Below are 16580 nucleotides of genomic sequence, written 5' to 3' on the forward strand. Positions count from 1 at the left end.
TCCACGCCAGGACAGCCATACCTTCGTGGCGCTGCTGACGCGACAGTTCTAGCGTCGGAGGCATGGCCGACGGCGGAGCACCGCGGGCGCGGCTGGTCGACAACTCCGGTCAGGGGCGGGAGGCCTCCCGTCTGAACTGGCTGCGCGCAGGCGTGCTCGGCGCCAATGACGGGATCGTCTCGACGGCAGCGTTGGTCGTCGGCGTCGCCGGAGCCACGGCGGCGATCGGTCCGATCCTCATTGCCGGCATCGCCGGGCTCGTCGCCGGGGCCGTCTCGATGGCACTCGGGGAGTACGTGTCCGTGAGCAGCCAGCGCGACGCCGAGCGAGCGCTGATCGAGCACGAGCGCCGCGAGGTGGAGGGCGACCCCGAGGGTGAGCTCGAGGAACTGATCGGCATCCTCGAGTCGAAGGGCCTGTCCTCCGCGACTGCGCGAGCCGTGGCCCTGGAGCTCAGCGCTCACGACCCCGTGGCGGCGCACCTGGATGTCGAGCTCGGGCTGGATCCGAACGCTCTGACCAACCCCGTGCACGCCGCCACCTCGTCCGGCCTGTCCTTCACGGCCGGAGCCGTCCTGCCTCTCCTCGCCATCAGCGTCGCCCCCGCCGACGTGCGTGTCGCCGTGACCTTCGTCGCGGTCCTGCTGGCGCTCGCGATCACCGGTGCGATCAGTGCTCGTCTCGGGCACGCGCGTCGCGGGCGGGCGATGGTGCGCGTCGTGGTCGGCGGCGCGCTGGCGATGGTCGTCACCTATGCCATCGGTCGGCTTCTGGGCGTGTCCGCCCTCTAGCGCACCCGAGCGTCCGGTCCGGACTGGCTACGGGTTGGCGCACTCCCGGCGGGCGGACGGCTGCGGGACCTTCTGCCCTGGTTGGCACGTCGGAGCCCGGGACAGGCTCGTGCCATGACCGAGCGTTCGGCGCTCCCCCAGTCCTCCAGACCCGCGGCCCGGCGGTGGGCCATAGCACTCGAAGGTCTGACGACCGTGGGCGCCCTCGCGGGCGTGCAGGGTTTCCTTGCCGGGCAGTTCGATCCGCTGGTCGACCAGCTCACCTTCATCGAAGGCCCTGCCGTGCCAGCCCTGGCCCTCGGGGTGTGCATCGCGATACCGCAGGGTGTCGCGCTGGTGCTCGGGCTGCGGCGGCATCCCCTGGCGCCCCACGCTGCACTCGGTGCCGGCATCGTCCTGACCGGCTGGGTGCTTGCCCAGCTGCCGCTGATCGGCTGGGGATCGCCGGTGCAGTGGACGTTCTTCGCGGTAGGGCTGGCTGAGACCGCTGCGGCTGCCCGTTGGATGGGTGGCCGAACTGACCGGCCGTCGACGGCATCGACACGGCGGGATGCCGCCGCGGCGTAGCTCGCCGACGCCCGTCACGTTCGGCAGAGCAGGGGACGTGGTCGCTTCGGGACCAACGGCCCTGGAGACATGCCGAGGTCCGGGCAAGCCTGAGAAGAGCAGAAGACTGCCCACGCCCGAAGGCGCGCTGGAGGTGCAGCATGAGCGGGCACATCGTGATGGGGTACGACGGTTCGGCTGAGGCGCAGGAGGCGTTGGGGTGGGCCGCGGAGGAGGCACGGCGCGAGCGTCGTCCGCTGCGCATCGTCCATGTCGGACTCGGACAGGGCGGCTCCCGTGCACTGACCGAAGGCGTCGAACGCGCACGAGCTGAGGCCCCAGACGTCGAGATCACGTCCTCGCTCGAGCTGCGCGACAGCGTCCCCGGCACTCTCGTCGCGGTGAGTACCGACGCGCGCATGCTCGTGGTCGGAGCCCGCGGCTTGGGGGGATTCTCCGGACTGTTGCTCGGCTCGGTCAGCACGGCAGTCGCCGCGCACGCCCGCTGCCCGGTGGTGGTGGTCCGGCGCCGTCCGGGCCGATCCGCGGTTCCGCTCGCACGGCCCGTCGTGGTCGGGGTAGACGGCTCGCGCACGAGTATCCGCGCCGTCGACCTCGCGTTCGACCAGGCGTCACGTCTGGAGGCTCCGTTGACGGCTGTGCACGCGTGGGAGATGCCCGCGTTGTTGGGTCCGACCCCGGCGTGGACGCCGGAGGAGATCGCGGATCAGCTCGTCTCCGAGAAGGCCCTGCTGGCCGAGAGCCTGGCCGGTCACTGCGATCGGTACCCCGACGTCGAGGTGCGGTCGACGGTGCGGCTGGGCGGAGCAGCCGAGGTGGTGCTGGCCGCCGCGGGCGACGCCCAGCTGGTGGTGCTCGGGTCCAGGGGGCGCGGCGGCTTTGCGGGGCTCCTGCTCGGGTCGGTGAGTCATGCGGTCGTGCACCACGCCACCTGCCCGGTTGCCATCGTGCATCCGCCGCACGAGCTCGACGACTGACGAGCCGTGTCCCGCGCTGGTCCGCAATTCGGTGACAAGCGACGACGTACGAGCTCCGTCCGGAGCACGCCTGGCCAGGCGACTCGTCGCCGACCGGCTTGACGAGCGAGCAGGGAACCCGCTGCCGCTCGGGGCCGTCGGCACGGGAATGGTCCTTCCCGCCGTCCGCGCGTCGACATCGCCGACCAGGCGATTCGAGGCCGGCGAGCCGCGCCCGGGCCGCTCGGGTTCGGTCCATCGAGGCCTTCCGAGGAACGGCTCGGCGGCTAGGTGCTCTGCGTCGACGCGGGTCGGAGCTCACCGTCGACGCGCGCTGCTCGCCGGACGTCGTGTGGTCCCAGCGGTGGCCGAAGGCCTCGCGTCAGGTGCGGGACGACCGCGACCGGGCACGCTGCGTGGTGCAGCGTCGCGTGGCTCACAGACCCGAGGACGAGTCCTTCGAAGCCGCCCCGTCCTCGGGAACCCACGACGACGAGACTCGCGTCCTTGCTCTCGCGGATGAGCACTCGGCGAGCATCCCCACGACGCACCTCGCGCTCGACAGCGACCATCGGATACCTGCGCCGCCGGTCCTCGACCAGCGAGAACGCTGCGGAGACCGCGGCGGCGTCGGCGGACCACCAGCGCTCCCGCCGACCGGCGAGGGCGGCAGGACGCGAAGGATCGTCCGGCACAGCGTGGACGGCCCGGAGCGTCAGTCGGCTCGCCGCCGCCCACGAGAGGGCAAGGTCCGCGACCGCGTCCCCGAACGCGCTGCCGTCCACGCCCACGACGACCGGACCGGAGGGGCCGGATCGACCACGGACGACGACCACCGGGCACTGCGCATAGGAGGCCAGCTCGACCGCCACCGAGCCGAGCAAGAGCCCCGCAAAGCCACCGAGACCACGATCGCCCACCACGACGAGCGCTGCGGCAACGCTCGCGCGCAGGAGGACCGGCTCGGGCGCGCCACTGATCACTGCTCCGCTGACGGCGATGCCAGGGGCCGCTTCCTGAGCCCGCCGGACCGCCTCGTCCACGATGCGTTCGGCCGACGTCCTCAAGCCCGCTCGAGGGAATCCCGCGGGTGTCGGGATCACGGGCCCACGAAGCTCGGGCCACATGAACGCGTGAACCACCTCGAGCGGGCACCCGAGCAGATGCGCCTGGACGGCCGCTGTGTCGACAGCTCGGAGCGCCGGCTCCGAACCATCGACACCGACGACGACCGTGCCCGGTTCGACAGCGCCAGACGTGCTCATGGCGATCCTCCTCGCCTTGAACCTTCCCGTCTCCAGCGAACCGCACGCGGAACGGGACGACCACGGCCGTTGGTCCCGACATCGAGGGAACGACGCTCCACACGGGACCTTCGCCTCTCCTCGCTGCGCACCGCGCTCGCAAGAGTGGTGAAGGTCAGCAGGTCCGTCGGAGGGATGAGCCGGGCTCATCGCGATGGGTTGGGTACCCGGGACGCAGGGAGGCACGCGATGACCAGCGCACTGCACACCCCGTCGGAGCTGCACGCCGGTGATGCCACGGTGAAGGTGCGGTGCGACGACGGTCTTGTCTGCCGCCTCGAGGTACACACCGATGACGGGACAGCCGCCGCCCACGTGGCCGCACTCCTGGTCCGTCAGGCGGTCCTCGACAGTCTGCGCACGGGCGTGCGCACCGTCGCGCTGACGCTTGACCCGTCGTCACCGGCAAGCGGTGCAGTCCTCTCCCAGCTGCACGACCTCGCCAGCACAGGGGCAGGCACGCTCCGGTTGCGAAGGGCGGGAGAGACGGTGCTGGTGGACCTGGACCTGAGGTCGACGCCGCCCGAGAGCAGCGAGCTCTCGACCGCCGGCGCCCCGCAGCCGAAGACCGCTCGCCCGCTCGAGGGACAACGGGTTGTGGGCACGCTGATCCCGCGCCGCGACCTTCACGAACCACGGTCGACGCTGGGCACCGCTCGCAGGGCACAGCGGCGACTCCGCGCCGAGCTCGCGGGGCGATCCGGGGTCTGCGGTGTGGGTCTCGCCCGACGGGGGGATGGTTACGCGCTGCGGGTCAACATCGTCGATCCGGGCGTCGAGGTCCCTGCCGAGGCGGACGGGCTACCCGTCGACGTCTGCGTGACCGGCCCCCTGACCGCGCTGCCTGGCGGATCCTGACGTCAGGCAGCGGCAGGCGGGGCGGTGGTCGCGCACCAGCTGGGTCCGGCCGTGCGCAGTCGCGGGGTCGACGACGACGTCAGCGTCGTGGCGGTCCATCTGCGATCACGGCGTCTGGCCCTGGATAGACGAGACCGATGTGACCTGTGTCCGACCAGCGAACGAGGAACGGGGGTTCGCCGTCTGCTCCGCGGACCTCCAAGACCTCCGCGTCGCGTGCCGTGTCGCCGAGGTGTGCCCCCGCGACGACGAGCCGGTCGCCCGCCGCGGCCTTCATCGTGCCCTCCGCGACGACGAGCGCACCGCAGGCGAGGCGCTGCCGGTCGGGACGTCCGTGTCGTCGACGAGCACCTTCTCGCCGCGTTCCGGGACGCTGACGGCACAGCCCACGCGGTCGCGAATGCGATCCGCCAAGGCGATCGACGCTCGCTGCTCTCCGTGCACCACGTAGACGGCCGCAGGTGACTGATGCATCTGACCGAGCCACTCGACGAGCTCGTCGGCATCAGCGTGCACGGAGAACTCCTCGTCGTGGACGACCTCCGCACGGACGGGCACGTACCGTCCCAGCAGCTTGACGTCCCGGGCACCGTCGACGAGCTCTCGACCTCGCGTGCCGGGCGCCTGGAAGCCGGTGAGGATGACGCTGTTGTCGCGATCGGGCAGCCAGGAGCGCAGGTGATGGACGATGCGCCCTCCGGACGCCATGCCAGACGCTGAGAGGACGATGCTCGGCGAGCCGGGCCGGTTCAGCGCCATCGACTCGTCGGGTGTCGGGGCGAGACGCAGGGTCGGCAGGTCGACGAGGTCGGCGCCGATCCCGGTCTGGAGCTGACCGTGCTCGGCGGCGTCGCGGTAGACGTCCAGCGCGGCGAGCGCCATGGGGCTGTCGACGATGACCGGAACCTCGGGGATGTCGCCTGCCCGCACCAGTGCGGAGAGCGCCTCGAGCACCAGGACGGTGCGGTCGATGGCGAACGCTGCGATGAGGACCGAGCCTCCGCGCCTGACCGTCCGGCTGATCGCAGCTGCCATGGCGTGGTGCGCAGGGCCGGCGACGTGGTGGCTGCGGTCTCCGTAGGTGGACTCGATGACGACCGTCTTCGCGTCGGGGGGACTCGCCCGCGGCGGCAGGATCGGGTGCCAGGGTCGGCCCAGGTCTCCCGAGAACTGCACTCGAGACCCGCCGGCACGCACGAGGACGCTCGCCGAGCCGAGCACGTGGCCCGCCGGCGAGAGCGTGAAGTCGATCGCGTCGCCGATCGGCACGAGCTCCCCGTAGGAGGCAGCGCGGAAGTGGGCGATGGCCTGCTCGGCCTGCTCGGCGGTATAGAGCGGCAGGGGAGGGTCGTGACGCGAGTACCCGCTCGCTCGGGCGTCCCGCGCGTCGCGCTCATGAAGACGTCCGCTGTCCCGCAGGACGATCGCCGCCAGCGCGTTCGACCATCGCGTTCCCCAGATCGGCCCGGTGAGACCGTCACGAACGAGGTCGGGCAGGTAACCGCAGTGATCCAGATGGGCGTGCGTGACGACGACGGCATCGATGCTTGCAGGCGGCACCGCGAACGGCTCCCAGTTCAGACGCCGCCACCGTCGTTCACCCTGGTACAGACCGCAGTCGACGAGCAATCGACGACCGTCGTGCTCCATGAGGAACGCGCTGCCGGTGACCGTGCCGGCTCCGCCCAGGAACGTCAGGGCTGTTCGTGCGCCGTCCATCTCCGACCTCCCGGTAGCGAGAGCTCCCGTCGTCGTCCTTCTCTCGCCAGACTGCGGCCGGCCACCGGCACGAACCAGGGCCGGAGGTCCCGAAGCCCGGTGATGCACGAGCTGGGGGACGGGACCAGTGCCCTACTCCCCCGCCGAGCCGGCAAGCCGGTGGTGCTCAGGACGTGATCACGAGAGGTCCCGGTCAGGCACGCAGCCTCGTCTGGGCATGGTGCATCCACTGCCTGTCCGACGTCGCCATCCGCGCGTTCCTGGCGGCGACCCTGGTCCGACACGCCGGACTCGCTGGTCACAGGACCTTCTGCCCTATGTCCAGCACCTCACCCGACGAAGGCTGGGTGGTGAGGACGCATCGCCACACGGCGCGGCGGCCCCGTCGGGCGGAAGGAGCAGTGCGATGACGCACACCTGGAAAGTCGTGATCCATCTCTTCGAGGCGGACGACCTTCGGGCCGACGGCGACGTGACGAAGGCACACGCGGTGCTCACCACGTCGGCCGGCACCCGACTCGACGGCTACGGCCGAGCCCGACGTGCACCACAGGACGTCGACGTGCCCGAGATCGGCGACGAGCTGGCGGCTGCCCGCGCGCTGCGCGACCTGGCGGACCGCCTGCTGCGAGCAACCTCCGACGACATCTCCGCGATCGAGCACGGCGACGTGCAGATCGGGCACTGACTGCCATGACACCTCGAGCTGAAGAGGGCCATCGTCGACCTCGACGTCCCTGACGTCCCGAGTTCCTCGAGCCGATCGCCGGCGCGCAGCTGCTGTCCATCCAGCCCCCGACGTTGCCGGCCGTCCTCGAGAGCCGCGGTCGCGCGTAGACCGTGCCTGCGTCCAGCCGGGGCTGCTTCCACAGCCGAGCGATCACCGTGACGACGCGGGGTGCGGCCCGGGCTCGTGCCGGTGCCCACCCAGCAGGAGACTCGTCAGGCCCACGCCCCACGAGTACGCGCGCTCCAGCTCTCCGTCGCGCAGCGGACCCTTCGTGCCGAGGACCCAGAAGCTCTCGGCCTCCGCGGCGACGTCGAAGCCGGCGCGCCGCAGGGCCCGCCATGCACCGACCGCGGCGGAACCGGGCACGTGGGGGCTGTGGATGCGCGTGTCGAACGTCGCGGCACGCACGGGCCTCTCCGGCGCCTCGAGTGCGGCGAGCCACTCCCGCACGCCCGTCGTGGGTCCAAGAGTCGTCGTCCCGCCCTGCGCCTGTGCGTCCGCCCGCGTCACGGGCCGGCTCATGCCGAACACCTGGGTGGGGCCCCCGACGACCAACAGCTCGAGATCGAGCGGGAGCCGGGCCGGAGCCGCGCCGACCTCCAGCAGGGCGACGTCCGGCAGGCGACTGAACATGCCGTTCCAGATCGCGCGGGCGATCTGACCGGTGTTCCCGAACGACGACTCGTAGACGACCAGCGCCCTCATCGAGCTCACCTCCGTTGCGCCTGCCGAGACCGGGCCGCATCCGTCGCGAGGGTGCGCGGCGGACGGCCGGTCGCCGTCAGCTCTGACGAACCCACGTTTCTCCGCGTCGACGTGACGTCACAGGGTCGAAGGTCCCCACTGCTGACATCAGGGACTCACCTCCCGTGACGCGTCGCCGCCGGTGCGACAGCAGACGCACGAGGGCCCGGCCCTGCACGGGACCGGGCCGTCGTCAGCCGCGTCTCACCGGGACAGGAGCACCTTGAGCGCCTGGGTCTGCGCGGCCCGTCCGAAGGTGTCGTACGCCGAGACGATGTCCGCCAGGGCGAACCGGTGGGTGACGAACGCCTCCACCGGCAGCTTCCCGGCCGCGACGAGGCGCAGGAGCATCGGCAGCGTGGTCGTGTTGACCAGGCCGGTGGTGATCGTGATGTTCTGGATCCACAGGTCCTGCAGTGCCAGCTCGGCCGGCGTGCCGTGCACCCCGACGTTCGCGACGTGCCCACCGGGCCGGACCAGCTCGGTGCACATGGTGAAGGTCCGCGGGGTGCCGACGCACTCGATGGCGACGTCGACCCCGGCGCCCTCCGTGACCGCCAGCACCTGCGCCTTCCAGTCGGGTGCCGACGGGTCGACCGTCACCGTCGCGCCCAGCTGCTTCGCGAACTCGAGGCGGTGGCCGTCCGTGTCGATGGCGATGATCTGCGCGGCGCCGTAGAGCCCCGCGGTAGCGACGGCGGCGAGGCCGACCGGTCCGGCTCCCACGACCGCGACGGTGTCACCGGGCTGGACGTGCCCGTACCGCACACCGATCTCGAACCCCGTCGGCAGGATGTCGGAGAGCAGCACAGCCAGGTCGTCAGGCACGCCCGGCGGGAGGCGGTGCAGAGAGCTGTCCGCGAACGGCACGCGCACCAGCTCGGCCTGGGTCCCGTCGATGAGGTGGCCGAGCACCCACCCGATGCCCGACATCCCTTCGGGCGCAAGACAGTGGGAGGGATTCTGGCTCCGGCAGTACGTGCAGACGCCGCACCCGCTGATGCACGAGATGATCACGCGCTCGCCGACAGCGTGGCTGGTCACGCCGTCGCCGACCGCGACGATCGTCCCGACTCCTTCGTGCCCGAGCACCCGTCCGTCGGTGACTGCCGGGACGTCGCCGTGCAGGATGTGCAGGTCGGTGCCGCAGATCGTGGTGGTGTCGATCCGGACCACGGCGTCGGTCGGTTCGAGCAGACGCGCGTCCGGGACCTCCTCCCACGCGATGGTGTTCGGACCGTGGAACACGAGCGCCTTCATGGTGACTCCTCACCTCGACCGCGTCGGGCACCGTTGCCCGCGCATCTCCAGCGATACGCCCGAGCCCGGAAGTCGGGCAGGGCCGATGGTCCTGTCAGGACGTCAGGACGTCAGGACGTCAGGACGTCAGGACGTCAGGACGTCAGGACGTCAGGACGTCAGGACGTCAGGACGTCAGGACGTCAGGACGTCAGACGTCAGAGCCGCGTCTTCGATGTGCCATGTCTGAGAGGGGACGTTCTGCTCTGTCCATTCCTCCGGGCCACGCGAACGCTGAGGGGTAGGGAGCCGCTCGTCACCGCGGCGAGTGACCCCGCCGGACGGACGGGAGACAGTGCCATGGCAAGCACCTGGAAGGTCACGATCTACCTGTTCGACGTGGACGACGCGAGGCACGACGCCGGTGTGACGAAGGCGCACGCGGTGCTGTGCACCTCGAGCGGCACCACGCTCGACGGCTACGGGCGGGCACGCCGTGCACCCCGGGACGACGATGTCCCCGAGATCGGCGAGGAGCTCGCTGCGGCGCGGGCACTGCGCAACCTGGCAGACCGCCTGATGTCGGCAACCTCCGACGACATCGAGGCGATCGAGCACGACGACGTGCAGCTCGTCCACCTCCGTTCTTGACCCGTTGAGCAGACGGCGGCTCATGAGTGCCGTCGTCGGGTCGGCCGTGCTGCGCCGGCCCCAGAACCGCCTCCGGGCAGGGCCGCCTACCGGCCCTGCCCGGAGGCTGACGGCCGGGCCGTACCGAGCACCTTGTCGATCTCTGCCACGGACCTCCCGCATCGCGCGACGGCATGCCTGGCCGGTCCTCGCATGCGTGCGGCAACCTCCGCGACCCGTCGTCGGTCCGTGACGGCAGGGCCGGAAGGCCCTGGTGGTGCAGGTCAGCGACCCGCGAGCCTTCGGATGGAGAACGACGCCAACAGAATCGGGGAACTCGTGCTGACCGCCGCGACCGCCTGGACCGCCCTCTCGTCGGCGACGTCGCCGCCAGGGACCGGCTCCGGGGGCGAGGCGAACCTCGTGCTCCCTGACCTCGGCACGGTGAGCGTCATGGGCGGCGTCTCCGGACGGCTGCTGCTCGGGCTCGGGCTCGTCGTGTGCGTGCTCGGTCTCGGCTTCGGGATGCTCGCGTTCGTCCAGCTGCGCCGGCTGCCCGTGCACGCGTCGATGCTCGAGGTCTCCGAGCTGATCTACTCGACGTGCAAGGCGTACCTGGCCCAGCAGGGAAAGTTCCTGATGATGCTGTGGGCGTTCATCGCCGCGGTGATCGTCGTGTACTACCGGTTCCTCATCGACTTCCCCTGGGGCCGCGTCGCCATCGTGATCGCGTTCAGCCTGCTCGGCATGGCCGGCTCGTACGCCGTGGCCTGGTTCGGCATCCGCGTCAACACGTTCGCCAACTCACGCACCGCGTTCGCCGCGCTGCGGGGCGGTCCGCTGCCCGTGCACCGGATCCCGCTGAAGTCCGGCATGTCGATCGGCATGGTGCTGATCAGCCTCGAGCTGCTGATGATGCTGGTCATCCTGCTGTTCCTCCCGCGCGAGATCGCCGGCGCGTGCTTCATCGGCTTCGCGATCGGTGAGTCGCTGGGCGCGGCAGCGTTGCGCATCGCGGGCGGCATCTTCACCAAGATCGCGGACATCGGCTCCGACCTGATGAAGATCGCGTTCAAGATCAAGGAGGACGACGCCCGCAACCCCGGCGTCATCGCGGACTGCACAGGGGACAACGCGGGTGACTCGGTGGGCCCGAGCGCCGACGGCTTCGAGACCTACGGCGTGACCGGGGTCGCACTCATCACGTTCGTGCTGCTGGGGGTGCACGACCCGATCGTCCAGGCCACCCTCCTGGTCTGGATGTTCGCCCTGCGCGCGGTCATGATCGTCGCGTCGGCCGTCGCCTACCTGGTCAACGACGCGTGGGTCCGGCGGCAGTACCGGACCGCGACGCGGATGAACTTCGAGACCCCGCTGAGCTCGCTCGTGTGGATCACCTCGGGCATCTGCATCGCAGCGACCTATGCGACGACGTACCTGGTCCTCGGCACCGGTCCGACCGCGAGCCACTGGTGGGTCTTCGCGACGATCGTCGCGTGCGGCACGCTCGCGGGTGCCGTGATCCCCGAGCTGGTCAAGGCGTTCACGTCCACCGGCAGCCGGCACGTGCGCGAGGTCGTGATGAGCTCGCGGGAGGGCGGACCGTCGCTCAACATCCTCTCGGGCCTCGTCGCGGGCAACTTCTCCGCCTACTGGCTCGGGGTCACCATCGTCGGCCTCATGGGTGGCGCGTACCTGCTCTCGGGAGTCGGGCTGTCCGCGCTCATGCTCGCGCCCGCGGTCTTCGCGTTCGGCCTGCTCGCGTTCGGCTTCCTGGGCATGGGTCCGGTGACGATCGCGGTGGACTCGTACGGTCCCGTGACCGACAACGCGCAGAGCGTCTACGAGCTCTCGATGATCGAGGAGATCGACGGCATCGAGACCGAGCTGGCGCAGGACGACGGGTTCACGCCCCAGTGGGACCGCGCCAAGACGATGCTCGAGGAGAACGACGGCGCGGGCAACACGTTCAAGGCGACCGCCAAGCCCGTGCTCATCGGCACCGCCGTCGTGGGCGCGACGACGATGATCTTCTCGATCATCATGGGCCTGACCGACGGCCTGACCACGGGCCTGCAGAACCTGTCGCTGCTGCACCCGCCGTTCCTGCTCGGCCTCGTGATGGGCGGCGCGGTGATCTTCTGGTTCACCGGCGCCTCGATCCAGGCCGTGACCACGGGCGCCTACCGCGCGGTCGAGTTCATCCGCACCTCCATCCGGCTCGACGGCGTCACCAGGGCGAGCGAGGCCGACTCCCGGCGGGTCGTGGAGATCTGCACCCAGTACGCGCAGCAGGGCATGCTCACGATGTTCCTCGGCGTGTTCTTCGCGACGCTCGCCTTCGCGTTCGTCGAGCCGTACTTCTTCATCGGCTACCTGATCTCCATCGCCATCTTCGGCCTCTACCAGGCGTTCTTCATGGCGAACGCCGGCGGGGCCTGGGACAACGCGAAGAAGATCGTCGAGATCGACCTGCACGCCAAGGGCACGGCACTGCACGAGGCGACGATCATCGGCGACACGGTCGGCGACCCGTACAAGGACACGTCCTCGGTCGCGCTCAACCCCGTGATCAAGTTCACGACCCTGTTCGGCCTGCTCGCTGTGCAGCTCTCCGTCCAGCTCGTCGACGACGGGAAGCACACGCTCGTCGCCTGGCTGGCCGCGATCTTCTTCCTCGCGTCGCTCGTCTTCGTCTACCGCTCCTTCTACAGCATGCGGATCCAGTCGACCCTCTCCGACGGCGATGCGCCGGCAGAGCCGAGGGACGACGGCGACGGCACGCCCGACGTCGTCAGCGTTCCCCACGCGACGACCATGGACGACCACCGCCTCGTCGAGACGATAGCGGGTGACCGGTGAAGATCGCGATCAACTACCCGGACGCCCGCGTCGGTCCCGACGGGCACGTCGCGGACCACGACGCCGGCTCGACCTTGGTGCGGCGCCTGCTCCGGATCTTCCCCGGTTCGACGTTGATCGGCGACGACCCCCGCAGCTGCGTGGGCTTCGCCGTCCGCCCGCTCGAGCTCGTCGACCCGTCCGAGACCGTCGTGATCAACATGGCGGCCCTCGAGTCCACGGGCATCTGGCGGACCCTGGCTCGCTCCGGACGTGAGCCGAAGATCATGAACTTCGTCTGGAAGAACACCTCCAGCCTCAACCACCCCGTCGAGCGGGCCGGCATCGCGCTGTCCTGCGCACTGTTCCCCACCTTCGCCAACTCCGAGCGGACCGCGGGCGAGGTCCAGGAGATGATCGACCGCTGGACCATCCCGACGATCGCGGAGAAGGCCGAGGTGTCGTGGGTGAACCTCGGCATCAGGCTCGACCACGTGCTCCCGCGGCGTGACCCCGACGTCCCCGTCGTGCTCTACCCGGCGATCTACCTGTCGGAGCGCAAGCAGCCGCAGGTGTTCCTCGACGTGGTCGAGCGACTGGCGCGGCGCACCCCCCTGCGCGCCGAGGCCCGGCTGCACGAGTCGCACCTGGCGTCGGAGGCGGCGATGCGCCTGTCGCTGCGTGACTGGGCCTGGGTGGGCCCGCTCACCGCGACGCGTGAGGACTACTGGGCGGCACTCGCCCGCACGACCGCGTTCCTGGCGACCGCGACCGACGAGTCCTACGGCCTGGAGTACATCGAGGCCCTCGTCGCAGGCGCCGTCGGCGTCCTGCCCGACCGGCCGTGGGCTCGCGCGATCCTGCCGGCCGGCTACCCGTTCCTGTACGGCACGACCGCCGAGGCCGAGGCGATGCTCCTGCGTGCCGTCACCGAGCCGGACGCATGCCGTCGGGAGGCCGATGCGGCCGCGGGCGGGAGCTTCGCGCAGTGGCTGCGTGCGCGGCACAGCGACGACCGGTTCGACGCGGCCATCGTCGAGCAGGTCGAGCGGTGGTTCGGCGCATAGAGCCGGCCGCGGACGCTCGACCGAGGTCTCGGCGCCTGCTGTCTGGGCGGCGGAACGCCTGGGCCGCTGGCAGGACTCTTGGCCCTGTCGGGCGCCTCGGCGCAGGGCGACGCTGACATCATCCGCATCGTCGCGGAGAGCCCTGACGGGTCAGTTCGAGGAGGGTCACATGGACACGATGAGGGCCGGCGTCGTCCGGTCGTTCACCACGGATCTCGACGTCGCGGAGGTGCCGATCCCCGCGGTCGGGCCGCACGAGGCGCTCGTCCGGGTCGACTGGTCGGGGGTGTGCCACACGGACCTGCACGCCGCCCACGGGGACTGGCCCGTCAAGCCGACGCCGCCGTTCATCCCCGGTCACGAGGGCGTCGGGCACGTCGTCAGCCTGGGCGCCGACGTCACCCGCGTCGCGGTCGGTGACCTTGTCGGCAACGCCTGGCTCTGGTCGGCCTGCGGCGAGTGCGAGTACTGCCAGACGGGGTGGGAGACCCTCTGCCCGAACCAGCGCAACGGCGGGTACGCGGTCGACGGGTCGTTCGGGCAGTACATGGTCGTGGACTCGCGCTACTGCCCCATCATCCCGGCAGGCGTCGACCCAGCGGGAGCCGCTCCGGTGCTCTGCGCCGGTGTGACGGTCTACAAGGGCCTCAAGATGACCGACACGCAGCCCGGCGAGTGGGTCCTGATCTCGGGCATCGGCGGCCTCGGCCACATGGCCGTGCAGTACGCCGTGGCCATGGGCCGCCGCGTCGCTGCCATCGACGTCGACGAGACCAAGCTCGCGCTCGCCCGGAAGCACGGCGCTGAGATCACGGTCAACGCCGCACACGAGGACGACCCTGCTGCACGGCTCAAGGACCTCACCGGCGGAGTGCACGGGGCGCTGGTGACCGCGGTCAATGCGCACGCGTTCCCGCAGGCGGTCGGTGCGCTGCGCCGCGGCGGCACGGTGTCGCTGGTCGGTCTGCCGCCCGAGCAGTTCCCGCTCGACATCTTCACCACGGTGCTGTTCGGGCTGACCGTGCGCGGCTCGATCGTGGGCACGCGCAAGGACATGTCCGAGGCCCTCGACTTCTACGCCCGCGGCCTCGTCAACCCGACCTACACCGTCCGTCCGCTCGACGACATCAACGCGATCTTCGCCGAGATGGGCCGCGGTGAGATCGACGGTCGCGTCGTCATGGACATGCGTCGCTGAGAAGTCCCTACCGGACCGGTGTCGACCGCTTCGCGCGCCGCGACATCTGGCCCGGGTAGCCCCAGAACCGCCTCCGGGCGGGGCCGCCTACCGGCCCCGCCCGGAGGCCGAGAGCCCGATCCTCGAGGGCCGGTGCGACGATCGGACGATGACGCAGCGGGTCCGCGGTCATCGGGTTCTGACGTACGTCGCGGTCGGCGTCACGGTCGCGCTCGCGGTCGTCGTCGGCCTGGTCGTCGCGTTCCAGCGCTCGCTGGTGTTCGTGCCCGACCGCAGCGCCCCGCCGGCGGTGTCCGACGTGCTGCCGGGGGCGCGGGACGTCTCGCTGCGGACGTCCGACGGTCTGACCCTCGCGGCCTGGTACCTGCCTGCACCGGAAGGGTGCACCTCGACCGTCCTGGTGATGCCGGGCAACGGTGGCCACCGCGGCTCTCGCGTCCCGCTGGCCGCCGCGTTGGGCGACGCGGGCTTCGGGGTCCTGCTGCTGGAGTACCGCGGGTACGGCGGCAACCCGGGATCGCCGTCGGAGGCCGGCCTCCTGCGCGACGCCCGCGCTGCCCGGGAGTTCCTGCTCGACGCCCGGGTACCTCCGACCTCGGTGGTCTATCTCGGGGAGAGCCTCGGCGCGGCGGTCGCGGCTGCCCTGGCTGTCGAGCACCCTCCGGCCGCGCTCGTCCTGCGTTCTCCGTTCACGACTCTCGCCGACGCCGCACGCGCCGCCACCCACGTCCCGGTGGGCCTGCTGCTTCGCGACCGGTTCGACGTGCTCGCGGCGGTGAGCCGAACGACCGTGCCGGTCGCTGTCGTCCTCGGCGACGCGGACACCACCGTGCCACCACGGCTGAGCCGGGCGGTCGCGGAGGCGGCGCAGGTAGCGCCACGGTCCGTCGCCGAGGTCGTCGTGCCCCGAGCGAACCACAACGACGCGTCGCTCGCGTCCGGCCCGGCCCTCGTGGACGCCGTGATCGATGCCGCGAGCGCCGGAGCAGCCCCGCCGTGCAGCTCGGGGTGAGGAGGCCTCCTACTGCCGCGACCCACCCGAGCGCTGGCGGCTCTCCTCGACAGCGCTGACGAACACCCGGATGCCGAGGCCGAGCAGGATCAGGTCGAGCACCATCTGCGTGGTGACCACGGCGCGCGCGACCTGGCTGACGGGCGAGAGGTCGCCGAAGCCGACCGTCGCGAACACGGTGACGGTGAAGTAGAGGCCGTCGAGGCGTGTCATCGGCGGCACGTCGAAGCTCCCCGGCTCGACCCGGGTCATCACGGCGTACGACGTGGCGAACAGCAACAGGAAGAGCGTGAGCGTCACGATGATCGCCTCGACCGCTCGCAGGCCGGGGGTCGACGACCGCAGCACCGAGCGCACCTGGACCGCTGACACTGCCACCAGCATCAGGAGGCCCAGGGTGAGCGTCAGCCACAGCGGAACGTCGGCGATGCGGTCCAGCGGCAGGAGGGCGTATCCCACCAGGAGCACCGCGGTCAGACCGGCCGACCGGAGCGCCATCCTGGCCAGGATGCGCCTCCACTGCTGCGCCGACCTGCTCGGTGGGGGCGACGAGGTCATCGCGGTCGGCCGGCGCGGCTACTCGTCGGCCTCGTCGTCCTGCTCGAGCTCCGCGATCTCGATCGCGACCGCGAGCGCCGCTGCGATCGAGGTCGTGGCGGACACGACCCGGGCGGTGCCGACGATCGGGGCGACAGCGGCGAGCACGCCGCGGACCTGGTCGGCCTCCAGGCCGAGGTCGCCCGCCACGGACAGGTTCGCTGCGTAGGAGAACGGGGGTGCGTCGACGGCGACCAGTGCGGCCAGGCGCACCAGCAGGAGGGTGGCGGGGTCGAGGTCGGCCGCGGCGGCTTCGAGCGAGTCGGCGGTCATGGCCGCGAGCAGGTCGAGGACGGGGGTGTCGGTTGCTGCGTCGGACATGGTGTT

At 71.0% G+C, this 16580-nt stretch carries 17 protein-coding genes; 10 read left to right on the plus strand and 7 right to left on the minus strand.

Annotated features, from left to right (window positions below):
* The first annotated feature begins 62 nt into the window (after window positions 1-62).
* The 3 genes from J2X26_RS15145 (at window position 63) to J2X26_RS15155 (ending at window position 2335) form a co-directional block, all read left to right on the plus strand.
* The gene (locus tag J2X26_RS15145; RefSeq protein ID WP_307493535.1) at window positions 63-791 is read left to right on the plus strand and encodes a VIT1/CCC1 transporter family protein; all 729 of its coding nucleotides are present in this window, start codon (window positions 63-65) and stop codon (window positions 789-791) included.
* Window positions 792-986: 195 nt separating this feature from the next.
* Window positions 987-1358, plus strand: a complete 372-nt coding sequence (locus J2X26_RS15150; protein WP_307493536.1) for a hypothetical protein — start codon at window positions 987-989, stop codon at window positions 1356-1358.
* Between the two features lie 140 nt (window positions 1359-1498).
* Window positions 1499-2335 carry a universal stress protein gene (locus J2X26_RS15155; protein ID WP_307493537.1) on the plus strand — a complete coding sequence of 279 codons (837 nt, stop codon included), beginning with the start codon at window positions 1499-1501 and terminating at the stop codon, window positions 2333-2335.
* 266 nt (window positions 2336-2601) lie between these two features.
* On the opposite strand, the gene J2X26_RS15160 is transcribed toward J2X26_RS15155, so the two are convergent.
* Window positions 2602-3768 (minus strand): universal stress protein, encoded by a 1167-nt coding sequence (locus tag J2X26_RS15160; RefSeq protein ID WP_307493538.1) that lies wholly within the window; start codon window positions 3766-3768, stop codon window positions 2602-2604.
* 39 nt (window positions 3769-3807) lie between these two features.
* Between J2X26_RS15160 and J2X26_RS15165 the strand changes: the two genes are divergently transcribed.
* Complete coding sequence (locus J2X26_RS15165; RefSeq protein WP_307493539.1) at window positions 3808-4476, plus strand: hypothetical protein; 669 nt, start codon at window positions 3808-3810, stop codon at window positions 4474-4476.
* 79 nt (window positions 4477-4555) lie between these two features.
* Here J2X26_RS15165 and J2X26_RS15170 read toward each other — a convergent pair whose 3' ends face one another.
* The gene (locus J2X26_RS15170; protein ID WP_307493540.1) at window positions 4556-4753 is read right to left on the minus strand and encodes a DUF1918 domain-containing protein; all 198 of its coding nucleotides are present in this window, start codon (window positions 4751-4753) and stop codon (window positions 4556-4558) included.
* Complete coding sequence (locus J2X26_RS15175) at window positions 4750-6195, minus strand: MBL fold metallo-hydrolase RNA specificity domain-containing protein (RefSeq protein WP_307493541.1); 1446 nt, start codon at window positions 6193-6195, stop codon at window positions 4750-4752. The genes J2X26_RS15170 and J2X26_RS15175 overlap by 4 nt, the downstream gene beginning before the upstream one ends.
* A gap of 406 nt (window positions 6196-6601) precedes the next feature.
* On the opposite strand from J2X26_RS15175, the gene J2X26_RS15180 reads away from it, so the two are divergent.
* Window positions 6602-6883, plus strand: coding sequence for a dsRBD fold-containing protein (locus J2X26_RS15180; RefSeq protein ID WP_307493542.1), 282 nt, complete (start codon window positions 6602-6604; stop codon window positions 6881-6883).
* A gap of 192 nt (window positions 6884-7075) precedes the next feature.
* Here the strand turns inward: J2X26_RS15180 and J2X26_RS15185 are convergent, their stop codons facing one another.
* Window positions 7076-7630, minus strand: coding sequence for a flavodoxin/nitric oxide synthase (locus J2X26_RS15185; protein ID WP_307493543.1), 555 nt, complete (start codon window positions 7628-7630; stop codon window positions 7076-7078).
* 243 nt (window positions 7631-7873) lie between these two features.
* On the minus strand, window positions 7874-8929 hold the full coding sequence (locus J2X26_RS15190) for a zinc-dependent alcohol dehydrogenase family protein (RefSeq protein WP_307493544.1): 1056 nt from the start codon (window positions 8927-8929) through the stop codon (window positions 7874-7876).
* Between the two features lie 339 nt (window positions 8930-9268).
* On the opposite strand from J2X26_RS15190, the gene J2X26_RS15195 reads away from it, so the two are divergent.
* The 5 genes from J2X26_RS15195 to J2X26_RS15215 all read left to right on the plus strand — a co-directional run bounded on the left by J2X26_RS15195 (window position 9269) and on the right by J2X26_RS15215 (window position 15656).
* Entirely contained in the window at window positions 9269-9559 is a 291-nt protein-coding gene (locus tag J2X26_RS15195; RefSeq protein ID WP_307493545.1) for a dsRBD fold-containing protein, read from the plus strand.
* Between the two features lie 318 nt (window positions 9560-9877).
* Window positions 9878-12400, plus strand: coding sequence for a sodium-translocating pyrophosphatase (locus tag J2X26_RS15200; RefSeq protein ID WP_439897862.1), 2523 nt, complete (start codon window positions 9878-9880; stop codon window positions 12398-12400).
* A complete protein-coding gene (locus J2X26_RS15205; protein ID WP_307493547.1) occupies window positions 12397-13446 on the plus strand; it encodes a glycosyltransferase family 1 protein in 1050 nt (349 codons plus the stop codon). The genes J2X26_RS15200 and J2X26_RS15205 overlap by 4 nt, the downstream gene beginning before the upstream one ends.
* 178 nt (window positions 13447-13624) lie before the next feature.
* The gene (adhP, locus tag J2X26_RS15210) at window positions 13625-14644 is read left to right on the plus strand and encodes an alcohol dehydrogenase AdhP (RefSeq protein ID WP_307493756.1); all 1020 of its coding nucleotides are present in this window, start codon (window positions 13625-13627) and stop codon (window positions 14642-14644) included.
* A 148-nt stretch (window positions 14645-14792) separates the two neighbouring features.
* Entirely contained in the window at window positions 14793-15656 is an 864-nt protein-coding gene (locus tag J2X26_RS15215; protein WP_307493548.1) for an alpha/beta hydrolase, read from the plus strand.
* 9 nt (window positions 15657-15665) lie between these two features.
* Here J2X26_RS15215 and J2X26_RS15220 read toward each other — a convergent pair whose 3' ends face one another.
* Together J2X26_RS15220 and J2X26_RS15225 are read right to left on the minus strand one after the other, a co-directional pair.
* Window positions 15666-16154 carry a potassium channel family protein gene (locus tag J2X26_RS15220; RefSeq protein ID WP_307493549.1) on the minus strand — a complete coding sequence of 163 codons (489 nt, stop codon included), beginning with the start codon at window positions 16152-16154 and terminating at the stop codon, window positions 15666-15668.
* Window positions 16155-16232: 78 nt separating this feature from the next.
* Window positions 16233-16574 carry a carboxymuconolactone decarboxylase gene (locus tag J2X26_RS15225; protein ID WP_307493550.1) on the minus strand — a complete coding sequence of 114 codons (342 nt, stop codon included), beginning with the start codon at window positions 16572-16574 and terminating at the stop codon, window positions 16233-16235.
* Window positions 16575-16580 lie beyond the last annotated feature (6 nt).

This window comes from Cellulomonas humilata, assembly GCF_030814415.1.
GTDB classification, from domain to species: domain Bacteria; phylum Actinomycetota; class Actinomycetes; order Actinomycetales; family Cellulomonadaceae; genus Cellulomonas; species Cellulomonas humilata_A.

Excerpts from the sequence above, each read along its gene's own strand:
- J2X26_RS15145 (WP_307493535.1), top strand. The coding sequence starts at position 63 with ATGGCCGACGGCGGAGCACCGCGGGCGCGGCTGGTCGACAACTCCGGT.
- J2X26_RS15155 (WP_307493537.1), top strand. The coding sequence starts at position 1,499 with ATGAGCGGGCACATCGTGATGGGGTACGACGGTTCGGCTGAGGCGCAG.
- J2X26_RS15160 (WP_307493538.1), bottom strand. The coding sequence starts at position 3,768 with ATGAGCCCGGCTCATCCCTCCGACGGACCTGCTGACCTTCACCACTCT.
- J2X26_RS15165 (WP_307493539.1), top strand. The coding sequence starts at position 3,808 with ATGACCAGCGCACTGCACACCCCGTCGGAGCTGCACGCCGGTGATGCC.
- J2X26_RS15170 (WP_307493540.1), bottom strand. The coding sequence starts at position 4,753 with ATGAAGGCCGCGGCGGGCGACCGGCTCGTCGTCGCGGGGGCACACCTC.
- J2X26_RS15175 (WP_307493541.1), bottom strand. The coding sequence starts at position 6,195 with ATGGACGGCGCACGAACAGCCCTGACGTTCCTGGGCGGAGCCGGCACG.
- J2X26_RS15180 (WP_307493542.1), top strand. The coding sequence starts at position 6,602 with ATGACGCACACCTGGAAAGTCGTGATCCATCTCTTCGAGGCGGACGAC.
- J2X26_RS15185 (WP_307493543.1), bottom strand. The coding sequence starts at position 7,630 with ATGAGGGCGCTGGTCGTCTACGAGTCGTCGTTCGGGAACACCGGTCAG.
- J2X26_RS15190 (WP_307493544.1), bottom strand. The coding sequence starts at position 8,929 with ATGAAGGCGCTCGTGTTCCACGGTCCGAACACCATCGCGTGGGAGGAG.
- J2X26_RS15195 (WP_307493545.1), top strand. The coding sequence starts at position 9,269 with ATGGCAAGCACCTGGAAGGTCACGATCTACCTGTTCGACGTGGACGAC.
- adhP (WP_307493756.1), top strand. The coding sequence starts at position 13,625 with ATGAGGGCCGGCGTCGTCCGGTCGTTCACCACGGATCTCGACGTCGCG.
- J2X26_RS15215 (WP_307493548.1), top strand. The coding sequence starts at position 14,793 with ATGACGCAGCGGGTCCGCGGTCATCGGGTTCTGACGTACGTCGCGGTC.
- J2X26_RS15220 (WP_307493549.1), bottom strand. The coding sequence starts at position 16,154 with ATGGCGCTCCGGTCGGCCGGTCTGACCGCGGTGCTCCTGGTGGGATAC.
- J2X26_RS15225 (WP_307493550.1), bottom strand. The coding sequence starts at position 16,574 with ATGTCCGACGCAGCAACCGACACCCCCGTCCTCGACCTGCTCGCGGCC.